We start from the raw sequence: 14,071 nt of genomic DNA, 5'->3' as shown, positions 1-14,071 counted from the left end.
CATCATGATAGGGAAGTCGTTATATGACAGCAGAAAGAAGAAGCAGTAATCAAGAATACAGTGACAATATGGGAGTAAGATAGTAAATTATTGATATAATATAAATTATAGAGTAGGTAGTTTTTGAAAATGATTATTGAAAATGTTAGTACGATAGGGGCACTCGCTTTTCTATTTTTAATGATTTATCTTGCGACAGATCCTAAAGATGTAAGCTTACTAACAATCCCAGCTTACTTTGGTGGAATATGGGTGACTCACTGGCTTACCGAAAATGGATTTGAAGGTACATTTATTTATACGAGTTGGTTAGTAATTTACATCGTTATAATGATTTACCTTTTCTTCGCTTCAATCCGTCTAGGCATACGTAACATAAAATATATTAAAGAGAAAATAAGAAAACGTAGAGCCATAAAAAAATAACGCAAAGAGAAACCGTCTTTACAGGCGGTTTTATTGTTATACTGAAGTGCAATGTAGATTATTTAACATTTGAGGAGGGGTAATTATAGAATACTCAAGAATCTACACATTAAGTAATGGCCAAGAAAAATCAATAAAGGTAGCGTCCTGGCGTTCATTTAGAGAAGAAATGAATGTGTTAGGAATTCAGGATTCAGATGTGTTTCAAATTCAGTTAGTGGAATACGGAAAAGAGAGAACGAAAAAGAATTCTCCTAAAAATACTAGAAAAAAATAGTCTACTTACGTATAAATATCATAATTAAGCACATGTTATATACAAATATAGTGGAGGTGCAATTATGAATATTCAAAGACACGAAAGTAATACAAATGAAATTCTTATTTCTGCTGCAGCAAGTGCTATTGAACAAATGAAGTATGAAATTGCCCGTGAATTAGGAGTCACATTAGGACCTGATACATCGTCACGTGCAAATGGCTCTGTCGGTGGAGAAATTACAAAGCGCTTAGTTCGAATGGCTGAAGAGCAATTAACAGGGCAATACAGATTACACTAAGTTAAAATAATAAAAGGGGAAAATATCCATGAGTTTAATTATTTATCCTTTTATTTCCATATACGTTTAAAATCAGTGCGTGCAACTAAAAAAACGACCTCTTATATTCAGTTTTAAGAGGTTTTGTTCGTTATTACAATACAATAAGTATGTTATCTCACAAAAACCCTTAAAAGAGGCCTGGAGTTCATTAAACATGATTTCACTTAAAACCCATGTTTTATATTCTTTTAAGGTGTAGTTATAATTAAATGTTCAATTCATTTTAAAAACTTTCCTATGATTAAATATAATTAGATTTTATCTTCAATGTAAAAATGCATTATATAGGAGTGTGATTTGTATGTCTATTCAAATAGTAGAGCCTTCTAGTATTCGACGTTCAGCTAATCCAGGTGAAATTGTGACCCAAGACTTTGTAGTCAATCACATCCCAAATAATGGGAGTTTAGTAGCGACAATTTCCGGAGGTGGCTCATATATAAGGCTTCGTGAGCTCGTCGCGTTTAAATCTGAACAGCGTTGGTATACGAACGACGAAATTAATGATTTGCCCCCTCATTTGCGTGCAAACGCACGAAAAAATGGTTATCAAGAATTAGTTGAAGTGAATCGGGTAGGAGCAGGATCCCCTTTACTTGTCTGGAGTGGGCTTCATGTCACGGGTGTAATTGAATTTGCTGCACCCAACACATCAGAGTTGACTTCAGAAAGTGCTAAGTTAGTTCTTGAAGGCTGGGGAGGGGATCCAGTAGAAGTTCCTCTTCTTTTTATAATTGGTAATATTCAAGTTGAGTTTTTAGTAAATCCAATATTGGCGCACAGAGGGCAGGAAGTTTCCTTGCCAGTTCGTGTGAGTTTACCTAACTCTGCTCCTACAAGTGAAATTATATTGAAAGCATTTAAATCATGGGTAACGATACCATCTCATAGACTAATCGTACAAAGCGGAAGTAGCGTTACCACGAACTTAAAACTTCGTATCGATGTTCGCAATGCCCCGTTAGGTCCATTGTCTACTGAACTTTCAATTGAGGGCTTTACTGATCGTATAATATTTGTTCCATTTGAATTAGAAATTAAAGAATTCTCTCTAAAGATCAAAGCTTCCGAAGATATACAAAATAAGGTAGCGATACCTACCGAGGGCCCCCCAGGATTGAGATCTCCTGTTTCTGACGTTGTAGAAGCTGGTGGAGGAGGATTTGTTCAGCGGTATAACACAGGGAATATTTATTGGAGTCAAGAAACAGGCGCAAAATGGGTTTATGGTGCAATCCTACAAAAATATCTCTATTTAGGTGGACCAACTAGCTTTCTTGGTTATCCAGTTACTGATGAATTACCGACATCTAATAGAATTGGACGTTATAATGATTTTAAAAACGGGTCTATATACTTTTCTAATCCAAGCGGTGCTCATGAAGTACATGGAAAGATTCGTGAGCATTGGCTAGCTCTTGGTGCAGAAAAATCTTATTTAGGATTTCCAAGCTTTGATCAAAAGGGGCACTTTTCTCGCTTTGAAAAAGGAACCATTCAGCTGCAGAATAACGAATTCGTATGGGACGCTTCAGATGCGCGTGAGATTAAAACTGGAGTAATTCATTTAAACGGTGCAGCAGCAAATGGTTGGGCAGATCTTCTATTAAGCAGCTCAGGAGGTTTTCAATTTAAAGGAAGTATACGTTCTACAGGGATATTAAGTTACGATGTTATGATGGTGGTAGCTATTGATCTCCGACCGTTTGGAGGGACTGTCTTAGTATTTAAAGAGGAGGGCGACGTTGAGGGGGATTTAATTTTAGGCGGTAATGAAGCTCATACATGGAATAAGCATGCTATGGATAATCGCATAAAAGATAACTGGGAGTTAATTAGAAATGCTCCTTGGAAGGCGACTTTAACTGTTAACCATGGACCTGGAGACATCTTGGCACTCTGGGCGAGTACTGCTGGTCTCACAGTATTAACCTTTCTTACGATTCTCGGTGTGGCATTTGGAAGTAAAAATATGAAAGCTTGTCGTTGCCAACATGAATACTTAGATAGTGGAATAGGTGATTGGAGACAGGAAGATGCAGTTGTATTTGTACCTATAGATCAGCCGTGTCCACCTGGTTGTTTTGAAAATGGAGTTTAATTATAGTTCAAACAATTCATTATCGTATAGGGTATGGGCTAGTTTGTATCCAAATTGTGTATAAACGTGCAATTTTACCAAAATAGTATGATGCCTCATTTAGCTTCTACTAACAAATTTATTTTTACACCATATTTTCCCCCAAGAATCTAGGATAGCCGATTCTTTCAATACGCGTGTTCTTAGTTCGTTGTATTTTGGATTATTAATCACTATATCACCTCTTTATAATTAAATTGTAGAATGGAATATTAAAAAATAAAAGAAGTGGTTACTTTAGTAATTACTTCTTTCTCATGGAAAGTAAAAAGTATAAATTTTCTAATGAAAAATTCAAATAGCTTAACACTTAAAAGAGAATAAGAGTATCTAGCCATATATAAAAGCAAATAGTAATGAAAGTTCAATTTGTAAAAAGACAATAAAGTCGTTTAAAAAACGTCAGTCATGTTATTCAACAATCGGGCTAGATAATTGAAAAATACCTTGAAAGAAAACTTGATATGTTCAAATATAGATGAGATTGTGAAGGATAACTAAAGTGGCAGGATAGTAAAAAAGGTAGGTAAATTATCCCGCAACCTATAAAAAGGAATAATTGAGTATTATGTTTGGAATAATACTTCTGAATAAAGCGAAAGGATGATTTTACATATGAAGCTTTTCAAATTGTCGATCGTCGGAGAGTCTGTTTATCATATGTATGTCAACGTTGATAATCAATTTTCAGAGCATATTATCCAAGCTGATAAAGAAACCTGGGATGTTGCCAGCTATAGATTCAAAGATAATGAAATTGTAGAACAATTCACCAATCTAGGGTCTGGTTGGAAAATCGGAGAAAATAATCTTGCTATAAAATTAAATGATCCTAAGACCATCCAAGAAGAAGTTGATTCACTTACAAGTTCAAATGATCTAGTGAGAAAGGCACTTATTTTTGTGCCAAAAGGAAATTCATTTGTTAATAGAACTTACCTAAATGAAACCAAGCAAGTATTTGACAATGACTTCATACCAGAAATTAAAAGAGGAGGTTTGGTTGCTTGGCCTGCAGAATGCGGCTTCCATCCCCTCGCAGTTACATGTAGCTGTAAAGGATTTTTTGGCGGAGGTTCATGCACAAGTCCCACTTGTAATGTCGTTCTTGGCATCTGTCAAAGTAACCCAGAGTGTAAGAAAACAGATATGACGTCTGTTTGCAGTTGTCAAAAAGACCAAGAGGAATAAGTGATCTGGTCTTATCCCTGTCAAGTAGACAGTATTAAAAAGACTAAGCAGCCATCGAGATTCGATATTCTATAGGAGCTCGATGGTGGAGTCGTTTTTGGAAACGTTTATAGTTATAAAAGTAAATATATTCTTCAATTGCTTGTATTAAATACGCTTCTGTTTTAAAATGATTCAAATACAACATCTCCGATTTAAAATGGGAGAAAAATGACTCGATACAGGCATTATCGTGGCAGTTTCCTTTGCGAGAGTGGCTGCCAATGATACCTAAATCGAAAAGTCGTTTGTTGTAGGCATGAGATGTGTACTGGACCCCCTGATCTGAATGGAGAATGGTTCCACGCACATCTCTTTTTTGTGCCAACATTTCAATTGTATCTAATACAAGTTCATTATCATTACGCTTGGATATTTTCTCTTTAGTAATTCAATGATATGATATCGTTCTTTATATTTTAGTACGCCCCCATTTACAGATTTGGATACTGCTTTTTTCAATATTCAACCTGAGCCTTATAGTAATCACGCTCTTCTTCAACAGTTTTAAAATGAATCCGTTTGCCTTTTAAAGGGTTCGGTATGCCTTTCATTTTATTATTTTCCCCACGAGTATCTGTAATTTCACCACATTCTTTATATTTTTTTATCCAATTTTTAAGTTGTGTAGAGCTTCTAATCTGATATTTCTCCGCTATCATATCGTAGCTTCCTTCACCGTTTAAATAACTTTGAACAGCTGATAACTTTATCTCATTTGAGTATGTATTAAATGTTGTACCTTTTTTGGCCATGAAAAATCCACTCCAAGTAATAGTGTAACATCCATGTGTATACATGGTCTTTTTCACACTGTCTACCTAAAGGGGATAATATCAATCATAGTCTTTTTCGTTTCCAATTACTTCACACCTTACAGTCAAGCTTATGCTTTATTTTACAGTCAAAACATTAATTTCATATAACATTTGGCTTTTTAATTGTACTAACTGGTAGTTTGGTTTAAGAAAAATTGAGTGATTTTAGGACTGAGGCCATATTTTAGTTATTCCAGTAAAGGGCGCTATTGTTGAATGAACCTTAGATTTTCAAACGATTTTATTGTTATATTTTGAGTGCAGTGAAGTATCTTATATCGAAAATTAAACAACTATATTTTAACCCCGTCCTAAATTTAGAACGGGGTTATGCTTGTTTTAGGTCTAAAAATTAAACAACTAACAATTGGAATTTTGCTACAATGGACATTAAGAGAATATTTATAACTTGAGAACATGTAGTAAGGAAACCTTGAATAGTGTGAAAAAAATCAGCTTCGAATAGAACTGAAAATGGAGTGATTACTTTGATTAAATCTCTTATCTTCGATATTGATGGTACAATTTTAGATACAGAAAAAGCAATATTAAAATCGCTACAATGGGTTTTGAAGAAAGAATTAAATGAAGATTATACATTAGATACGTTGGAATTTGCACTGGGTATCCCTGGGAAGGAAGCTTTAAAAAAAATGAATGTGCCTAATATAGATATTATTCATCCAAAATGGAGTAAAGTTGTATTAAATTATTATCATGAAGTCTCTGTGTTTAAATCACTTGAAGATATAATTGGTATGTTGTCTCTAAGTACTATAAAACTAGGCATTGTGACGTCGAAAACTAAACAGGAATTAATAGACGAATTTGAGCCATTTGGCTTAAGTAGTTATTTTGAACATACAATTTGCGCAAGTGATACGGGTAAGCATAAACCACATCCTGAACCTTTATTAGCCTGCTTAAAACGATTAGACGTTCCTTGTCACGAGGCAATCTACATTGGAGATTCTATATATGATATGCAATGTGCAAAAAGTGCTGGTGTGAAATTTGCTCTTGCTTCGTGGGGATCAAAAACAAAAGATGCTTTTAAAGACGCTGATTATATTTTAGAAGAACCAAAAGATATTTTAAGATTAATATAAAGGATTCATGCTTTACTTTAACTAGATTAGATATTACAAAACCACAAATTAAGTAACTTTAAACTGAACAAAAAAGGAAGTGAAAAGTATGGCTGCATATACTGAAGATCAATTTATATATTTTACAACTAAATTAAACCAATTGGAGTCTGTAAAAGAAAACAGGGAAACATATTGGTATGAATATAGAAAGCTACAAGATTGGTTGCAAGAACAGCAACTAAGTACTAGTTTTATTAGATGGGTTGAATGGAGAATGAAGAAATAATTATTAATTTATCTTTTAGAAGTATCCCTTATAGAATCATGATAAAACTGTATTTAATTAATAAATAGGGTAAGTGGGCATCCAGAGGGATGCTTTTTCTTTTGGCATAGAAATCCCCTTGATGACTATATTTTATATATAATTAATAAATACGGTACGTGAAATTTTATAATGTGTGTAGAGATAAGATTACATTTAATACAATTAGGGAAGAATGGCATATAAGATGATGGAATAAAAGCATTTACTTTTATACAAATGGAGGCGTGTTATGAACGCAGTTTTTAAAGAGTTTAAGCAGTCCTTAAATGCTTTAAGTGCTGCCAACACATATTTAGATTGCTTAGTGCAAAATAAAACTTATCTGCAGTTTCTAATACTTATCATATTTTGTATTATTACTGTTTACATACCTTTTCCATCATTCATGCTTAATTATATAAATGAGGTAGATATACTGATGCAATACTTAATTAAATCTGTTTATTTTTCTTTTCCTATTTCATTAGTCTTCCTATTTATAATGAGGGATCAAAGGTGTTTATTTTCTAAAAAAATCACTTTCCAGCAACTAAAAATTTCTTTTTTTTGTGCTTTCATTATATATGCTATTATGTTGTTATTTTTAGCCGTACTAATTTCTTTTACAACATTCAAAGGAACATCTAATCCTATTGGGAATGAAGGAATTACTAATTTGCTTTACAAAACACCTGGAATTGCAATTCAATTAATCGGAGAGAACATTATGTTTGTATCAATATTGTTCTTTTGGCATAAAATCATACGCTCCTTCATAATAAGCCCCATAGCTTCAATTACAGCCTCTTTAATATTATCTGGAAGCTCATTTGGATTAATCCATCTCTCTACGTATAACTATAATTGGATACAATGTTTAACTATCATTGGGATTCCAGCTATCGCTCAAATGATTTTCTTTCTAATATTTAAAAATATTCATATGGGATACATACTACACTTCAATTACAATTTAATCATTATACTTTTTAGCTATATAGCTACAATTTAAAATAATTTGCCACTGAAAATAAAAGAAAAGGTACCCCTGCTGCAAGGTACCTTTTCTAAGGGGTATAACTCATTAGCTAAGCGGCCGTTGGTTAAGTATACCGCCTAGACTATTACATGAGTTATGTTTTTATTATACATTGATCATATCAAAAATATTATCATTAGTGAAATTAACTTCTATTATTTTTTAATTTTAAAGCTGCCACCATAATAATAACTTTCTCCAAGTTTCATAACAGCTACATATGATCCAGGCTCATAAACTGATGTAATAGGTGTTACAAATCTACCATAATTATGTTCAGTACCAGTATCATAAATTGTTTTTTATCTTTGCAACTTTACTACTTCATTTTCCTCTTCATTAAATCAATATATCTTTACAGCACCTGGAGCTCTCTTTTTTTGAAGAGAAATTCTTAAAATGCAGTGTTAAGTTTTATTTACAAATGAATTTTAGCAACAAGATGGTGGAGATTTGGCCCCAACCACTGTTCGACATTGATGGCAAAATTCACTTCCGTGCAGGACATTGAAATCCGAATAGGTGAGTTTAGGTGGTAAAATTGTAAATCTCAATCCTTCATACATCAAATTATCTTGATTTGCAGAATGATCTAACCCTAGAACGTGTGCTACCTCATGAGCTACCAACCATGTAAATCTTTTAGTATCGCCGGGAGCGTGAGGACCAAAATTACAATTTACTACCGCTCCTGGCTTTCCGTTTGGATGAAGCGCACAGCCTGAAGCGGTCCCCGGTAAGTTAGTGGTTATTTTATCAACTAAATAGACCACTAACTCATTAGGACCAACATAATTACGATTATTAAAAAGTTCATTTATTTCTTCTGAAGGTTGTTCATTTCTTCCACAGCCGCCCACATAAATATCTTTAAGCGATTGCAAATTTGGATTATTACTAAGGTCCTCTGTTGTACCTTGATAAACTGCTATACCACCTTGTGCAAAAAGATCATGCATAGCTTGAAACTGTTCATTTATCCAATAAATTCTCTCACTAGTAAGAGGTAATAAGGTCTTAAAGTGTACGACAACACTGTGTATAGCTTTTACAAATGGTACACTGCCGATGCGAGTTCCAGACCTAAGATCCCAGTCACCTTCTGGCCCCTCGCCCTCGCCAGAGTATTTGAACCAGAACAGATTATCATCTTTGTCAACAGCCATGATAACATGCCCAATTCCTCCAAGGGTAGTTACGCCTCCGAAAGCATACTTCATTTCATTCCAGGGGCCACGGTCAATAACATTACCGGAATTAGGATGCCAGCCAAGGATTCCTGAAAGATCGTCCTCGCCATTACCGCTGTATGAATACCAATACAGCTCCCCATTTTCATGAATCCCGAAGATGACTCTTCCCGATCCGTGAATGTTTGTGAAGTTCTGCCAACCATTTCCTACCCGATTTCCAGAGTTAGGATGCCAGCCAAGGGTTCCTGAAGGGTCGTTCTCTCCAATGCCATTATATGAATACCAACGCAGATCACCATTCTGTTCAACAGCAAAGATTTCGAGCCGCGCCGAGCTGGATCTTCCCGAATATGGACGAACGAAGATATGGATGAAGTTTTGCCACCCGGTGTCAATTATATTACCCGAATTCGGGTGCCAGCCAAGCGTACCGCTGTCGTCAAAATCACCTGTCCCACTGTAAGAGTACCAATGCAGATTTCCGTTTGTGTCAACCGCCATAATATCACCGTCACCGCATCCAAACACATGCGACATATGACCGAAGTCTCGATGAATTAAGTTTCCAGTGTTGAAATCCCAATTATGCTCATTCGCCGGGTGCCACCATGGCTCACCTCGGCCTAAATACTTATTCCATTCGAGAAATCCGTCGCTCTTCAAACCATAGAAGATCCCCTGCAAGGGCAATCCACTATCAACCGCAGTCGTCCCGTTACCACCATGAAACATCCAAAATGTTCTCAGCATGTTCATCCCTCCATATTAAGTTTTTATCTGAACCTCGATTGTATGACAAAACTATCTTATCCTTTCTTGTTTGAGAACACATAATTAGATTGGTAACTTTTTTCCATGAATATGCGCTCCATAAAATAACAAATTATTTGAGGAATTGTCCGGAACTGTATAATTGAAGTAGGTACACATGGTACTCAAACAAAAATAAATTCACTTACAATCCATAGGTGTGAATCTTCACATTTTTATGTAAATATCGTGACTTTATTGATAATCTACAATAATCAATTATTAAGAATGGAATTTCTAACTTCTAATTCATAATTATTTATCTCGAACTAAAAAATCACCTTTTAAAAGAACATTAGTTCGTATATAATAAACTCAGAACAAACGTTCTTTTAAAGGAGATGTATTAATTATGTATGACTATTCCCTTTTACCGAATCGCAAAATTTGTTTCGTTGATCTTAAGAGCTTTTACGCATCAGTTAGTTGCGTTAAAAGAGGATTAGACCCTCGATATACAAAACTTGCTGTAGTGGGTGATGTAAATCGGAGTGGTTCAATTGTACTTGCGGCAACTGCTCCATTAAAAGCATTAGGGGTCAAAAAAATGGCAAGGAGCTGGGAGTTGCCTAAAAGGTCAGATATTATAGTTGTTAACCCTAATATGGAAACATATATTAAATGTTCTAATTACATAACCAGTTTAGCGTTACAATATGTAGCACCTGAGGACTTTTTTCAATACAGCATCGATGAATTTGCAATAGAGCTCGATTCATCTCTACATTTATTTGCCTCAACGCCTTATGAATTTGCTGTTAACTTTCAAAAAGAAATATATAGTAAAACAAGACTAGAATCTACAATCGGTATAGGACCAAACATACTCATGAGTAAGCTAGCACTTGACCTGGAGTCGAAGAAAAATGAAAATGGCATTGCACAATGGGAGTACGAGGATATTCCAACTAAGCTATGGCCTATACGTCCTTTAAGTAAATTTTGGGGAATTTCACATAAAACAGAAGCTAAATTAAATCAAAAGGGGATATATACAATAGGTGATTTAGCAAACTATCCTCTTCATTATCTAAAAAAATCATTTGGCAAAATCGGGGAAGAGTATCATTTACATAGTAATGGCATAGATTTTAGTCGGATATCTGAGAAATACGTACCTGCAACGACTTCAGTTGGTAAAAGCCAAATCCTATTACGTAATTATAATATAGACGAATTCTCAATTATATTATTGGAACATATTGAAGAAGTTTGTTATCGTCTCCGCAGACAAAACAAACTTGCTCAAACAATACAGTTTTCAGTAGGATACAGTGCAGAATATGGAGGGGGAATACGGAAAAGGCACACAATGAATAGAGCAACTAATTTGACCATGGATATATATAACATCTGTAAATATTATTTACACGCACTGTATACTGGTGAACCAATTCGATCAGTTAGTATTTCACTATCAAATTTATTAAATGAAGGAGAGGAGCAGATTTAATTATTTGATAACATTGTACAACGTGAAAAAGAAGTTAAATTAACGAAGGCAATGGATGAAATTAGAGACCGCTTCGGAAAAAACAGTATATTAAGGGGAATATCATATACAAACTCAGCTACGGCTAGATATCGAAACACACTACTGGGGGGCCATAAAGCATGATGAATTCAAAGATACCTAAAGGACGTCTGATGGTCAAGTGGCAGGGATTTGCGGCATTATCTGAACAATTTATTGGAATTAACAAACTTATACAAGAGCAATCAAAAATTGAACGCCCTATATTAACTCCGGAAGAACAGGAAATTATAGAGAAAAAAATCATACACTCTTACACATCAGAATCAGAAATATTGCTTACATATTTTGAAGATGGTCGGCTGCTTACGTGCTATATGACAGTAGTTAATATGAATTCTTTAAAACAATCTATAACATGTACAGATCCATACCGTAATAAAATTACAATTAATTTTAAGGAAATCATACATATACAATAATGTTTACTTAAAGAATATAAATATTCAAGTAGGTTAAACACTTTGAACCATGTGCAAAATTTTATGTGATATGAACCATAAGTTTTCTAAAACGGCAAGCTTATGGTTCTTTTTGTTCGCGGCAAACTTATGCTTCCTGTAGCTTTGAAATAAATTCGTACCAATTATAAAAAAGTTGATCACTTTAACCCTTTGGGTTTACATATCTATAGGGATATTTTTATTAATAAAAGAAACATGATATATAAACTGAATATAAAAACGTTTTAATCCTTTAAAAATATTCCATAATTTAGTATTGTTTAAATATGGAATATTTTGTTTGCATGAAAGGGGTAACTATATGTTTTTACAAAAATATAAAGGTTTGATTATTGGGATAATTGGTGCTGTTATAGGGATATTATCTTTCTTTTATCTTAAAGATTTAGATTATATGTATAGATTGGGTTTTAGATTATCTTCTATAACATTAATAACTATAGGATGGATTATTGTCGAGAATTCGAACCATTTCTATAAAAAAAAGGATAATGGTAATGTATAGATGTTACCATTATCCTTTTTTTTGCGTTTTATTAATCAGAGAATCACATAGTAAGGTTAACATGTGTAATTTTAATCAACCATTTTTATAAAAACCAATCTTAAATCTACTGGAAAAGAATCTATAATAAAATCAACGTTTGTAGCATGTTTTTGAACAAACTTTATTACAAACAAACAGCATTCACGGCAAAGTCATGCTTCCATTTTCTTTGAACAATTAGATAAATATCTTCTAAAACAAGTGAATTGCGGCAAACTTATAGGTAAAGTGACATTTTATAACATGATAGTAGAGAAAAAAACTACCTAAATTAATTTACCAACTACAAAATAGAAAGGGAGCCTATGTATTAATAGGTTCTTTTTCTTTTTTTATATGAATAGTAGCTGCGATTTAATATTTTATAATTTGTGGAAAGGCATAAGATTACTATAAAATATAGATAGATTATTATATTAGAAATCTGAAAATTACTATACAGGAGGAGAAAAGATGTATTTTGGAAAGCCAATAGATCAAGTAACATTGGAAGACATACAGCGTTTAGTGGATGATGGTGTAATGGAGAATAGACTTTTAGACTATAAAAGGGATATTCCAAACAACATAAGAGGGGATTATAAAAGAGAATTCTGTAAAGATATTGTAGCTTTTGCAAATACAGAGGGTGGTACATTAATATATGGAATAGAAGAAATTGAGGATAGCCAACCTAATATTGTAGGAGTAGATATTTCTGATATTGATACATTTTTACAACAAGCAACTAGCGTAATCCGAACAAATATTGAACCTGTATTATATGATTTCAAATTTAATCCAATTCCTATTGGTCAAGAAAATAAGTATGTTTTATGCATTGATATTCCTAAAAGTTGGGCAAGTCCTCATGCAGTAAAAGTTGGAGATTTTACATATCGATTTTTTACTAGGGTAAATACCAGTAATGTTGGCTTAGATATACCTGGTATACAAAATAGCTTTCTCTCTAATGAAGAATTAACAAATAAGATCCGTTCATTTCCTAAAGAGCGTAATCTACAAATACTAACTAAAGAGAATACACTCCCAATGGAAGGCCCTTTTTTATCACTACATTTAATTCCAAGGCAGTCGTTTACTGCTACAACAAATATAGATTTACAAAGAGTTGAAGATTCAAGTAAGTTACTTTCTCCAATTTTTGCTGGCAAATATGATTATAGGTATAATTTGGATGGATATATGTACTATAGTGCCTCTGAAGGTACAAATCCTACCTATAATCAAATTTTTAGGAACGGTATATTGGAAATAGTAACAAATAGATCTATTAGTTTGAATTCACACAATGTAGATAATATACGTGGTTCTGAAATAATATTGGAGTTAATTCAAGCTATACCAAGGTTTATTGAGTTTTATAAAAGCGTTGGTATCAACACAGATATATATGGATTTTTATCATTTTACAATATACAGTCTCATAAACTTCATACGGGTGTAGATATTTCTCCAGAAGAGATAACGCAACACTATATTAATTTACCTGAGTTTATAATTAAGAATGAATATATAGAGAATATACAGTCTCATCTAAAGGACATATTACAATTCCCACTAGATGTATTATGGAATGCTTTCGGTTTACAAAGATGCAGTAGGCTAGAAAGTACTTTAGAATCCCTTAGACAACAAGACGCTTAAAAAATTTTAAGTCCATACTTGCTAAGTAGCTATAGAATAGATAAAAATAACCCCATTCAAAATCTTGAGAGGGGTTATTTTACTTTAAATATGTGTTCAAAAGGCAGATTCATAATTTAAAACTTCATACAAACCAAACATTAACTCCACTACATACACAAACTAAAATTGTATACTTTAGCTAGTTAAATTAATACACAATATTCAAACATACTAATATTAT

Annotated in this window: 13 protein-coding genes and 3 pseudogenes; 12 read left to right on the top strand and 4 right to left on the bottom strand. The window is 33.5% G+C overall.

Annotation, left to right across the window (positions count from 1 at the left end; all coding sequences use genetic code 11):
- The first annotated feature begins 129 nt into the window (after positions 1 to 129).
- The 5 genes from F0362_RS27565 (at position 130) to F0362_RS27550 (ending at position 4,359) form a co-directional block, all read left to right on the top strand.
- Positions 130 to 426 carry a hypothetical protein gene (locus F0362_RS27565; RefSeq protein ID WP_149890116.1) on the top strand — a complete coding sequence of 99 codons (297 nt, stop codon included), beginning with the start codon at positions 130 to 132 and terminating at the stop codon, positions 424 to 426.
- Positions 427 to 508: 82 nt separating this feature from the next.
- Positions 509 to 703: a hypothetical protein gene (locus tag F0362_RS31060; RefSeq protein ID WP_253265963.1), complete on the top strand. Its 195-nt coding sequence runs from the start codon at positions 509 to 511 to the stop codon at positions 701 to 703.
- Between the two features lie 64 nt (positions 704 to 767).
- Positions 768 to 986 (top strand): alpha/beta-type small acid-soluble spore protein, encoded by a 219-nt coding sequence (locus tag F0362_RS27560; protein ID WP_001025758.1) that lies wholly within the window; start codon positions 768 to 770, stop codon positions 984 to 986.
- 343 nt (positions 987 to 1,329) lie between these two features.
- Positions 1,330 to 3,129 carry an LGFP repeat-containing protein gene (locus F0362_RS27555; protein WP_149890115.1) on the top strand — a complete coding sequence of 600 codons (1,800 nt, stop codon included), beginning with the start codon at positions 1,330 to 1,332 and terminating at the stop codon, positions 3,127 to 3,129.
- A 654-nt stretch (positions 3,130 to 3,783) separates the two neighbouring features.
- Entirely contained in the window at positions 3,784 to 4,359 is a 576-nt protein-coding gene (locus tag F0362_RS27550; protein WP_149890114.1) for a hypothetical protein, read from the top strand.
- Between the two features lie 43 nt (positions 4,360 to 4,402).
- Here F0362_RS27550 and F0362_RS27545 read toward each other — a convergent pair whose 3' ends face one another.
- Both F0362_RS27545 and F0362_RS31055 read right to left on the bottom strand, forming a co-directional pair.
- Positions 4,403 to 4,729: an IS3 family transposase gene (locus F0362_RS27545; RefSeq protein ID WP_253265955.1), complete on the bottom strand. Its 327-nt coding sequence runs from the start codon at positions 4,727 to 4,729 to the stop codon at positions 4,403 to 4,405.
- Between the two features lie 268 nt (positions 4,730 to 4,997).
- Positions 4,998 to 5,132: pseudogene (locus F0362_RS31055) on the bottom strand (transposase); the annotation flags it as partial.
- Between the two features lie 572 nt (positions 5,133 to 5,704).
- Between F0362_RS31055 and F0362_RS27530 the strand changes: the two are divergent.
- The 3 genes from F0362_RS27530 (at position 5,705) to F0362_RS27520 (ending at position 7,626) form a co-directional block, all read left to right on the top strand.
- Complete coding sequence (locus tag F0362_RS27530; protein ID WP_149890112.1) at positions 5,705 to 6,325, top strand: HAD family hydrolase; 621 nt, start codon at positions 5,705 to 5,707, stop codon at positions 6,323 to 6,325.
- A gap of 88 nt (positions 6,326 to 6,413) precedes the next feature.
- Positions 6,414 to 6,593 carry a hypothetical protein gene (locus tag F0362_RS27525; RefSeq protein WP_149890111.1) on the top strand — a complete coding sequence of 60 codons (180 nt, stop codon included), beginning with the start codon at positions 6,414 to 6,416 and terminating at the stop codon, positions 6,591 to 6,593.
- Between the two features lie 271 nt (positions 6,594 to 6,864).
- Positions 6,865 to 7,626: a hypothetical protein gene (locus F0362_RS27520; RefSeq protein WP_149890110.1), complete on the top strand. Its 762-nt coding sequence runs from the start codon at positions 6,865 to 6,867 to the stop codon at positions 7,624 to 7,626.
- 182 nt (positions 7,627 to 7,808) lie between these two features.
- Here the strand turns inward: F0362_RS27520 and F0362_RS27515 are convergent.
- Together F0362_RS27515 and F0362_RS27510 are read right to left on the bottom strand one after the other, a co-directional pair.
- Positions 7,809 to 8,018 (bottom strand): annotated as a pseudogene (locus tag F0362_RS27515) (DUF5065 family protein); the annotation flags it as partial.
- Positions 8,019 to 8,084: 66 nt separating this feature from the next.
- Entirely contained in the window at positions 8,085 to 9,596 is a 1,512-nt protein-coding gene (locus F0362_RS27510; protein WP_172624231.1) for a matrixin family metalloprotease, read from the bottom strand.
- A 412-nt stretch (positions 9,597 to 10,008) separates the two neighbouring features.
- On the opposite strand from F0362_RS27510, the pseudogene F0362_RS27505 reads away from it, so the two are divergent.
- The 4 genes and pseudogenes from F0362_RS27505 to F0362_RS27490 all read left to right on the top strand — a co-directional run bounded on the left by F0362_RS27505 (position 10,009) and on the right by F0362_RS27490 (position 13,848).
- Positions 10,009 to 11,274: pseudogene (locus F0362_RS27505) on the top strand (Y-family DNA polymerase).
- Complete coding sequence (locus tag F0362_RS27500) at positions 11,271 to 11,612, top strand: YolD-like family protein (protein ID WP_149890108.1); 342 nt, start codon at positions 11,271 to 11,273, stop codon at positions 11,610 to 11,612. The pseudogene F0362_RS27505 and the gene F0362_RS27500 overlap by 4 nt, the downstream one beginning before the upstream one ends.
- 343 nt (positions 11,613 to 11,955) lie before the next feature.
- On the top strand, positions 11,956 to 12,159 hold the full coding sequence (locus tag F0362_RS31050; RefSeq protein ID WP_149890107.1) for a hypothetical protein: 204 nt from the start codon (positions 11,956 to 11,958) through the stop codon (positions 12,157 to 12,159).
- A 495-nt stretch (positions 12,160 to 12,654) separates the two neighbouring features.
- On the top strand, positions 12,655 to 13,848 hold the full coding sequence (locus F0362_RS27490; RefSeq protein WP_149890106.1) for an AlbA family DNA-binding domain-containing protein: 1,194 nt from the start codon (positions 12,655 to 12,657) through the stop codon (positions 13,846 to 13,848).
- The last annotated feature ends 223 nt before the right edge of the window (positions 13,849 to 14,071 follow it).

The sequence above is a fragment of the Bacillus sp. BS98 genome, assembly GCF_008432245.1.
In the GTDB taxonomy this organism is placed as follows: Bacteria; Bacillota; Bacilli; order Bacillales; family Bacillaceae_G; genus Bacillus_A; species Bacillus_A toyonensis.
This window is presented reverse-complemented; position numbering and strand designations above follow the sequence as displayed.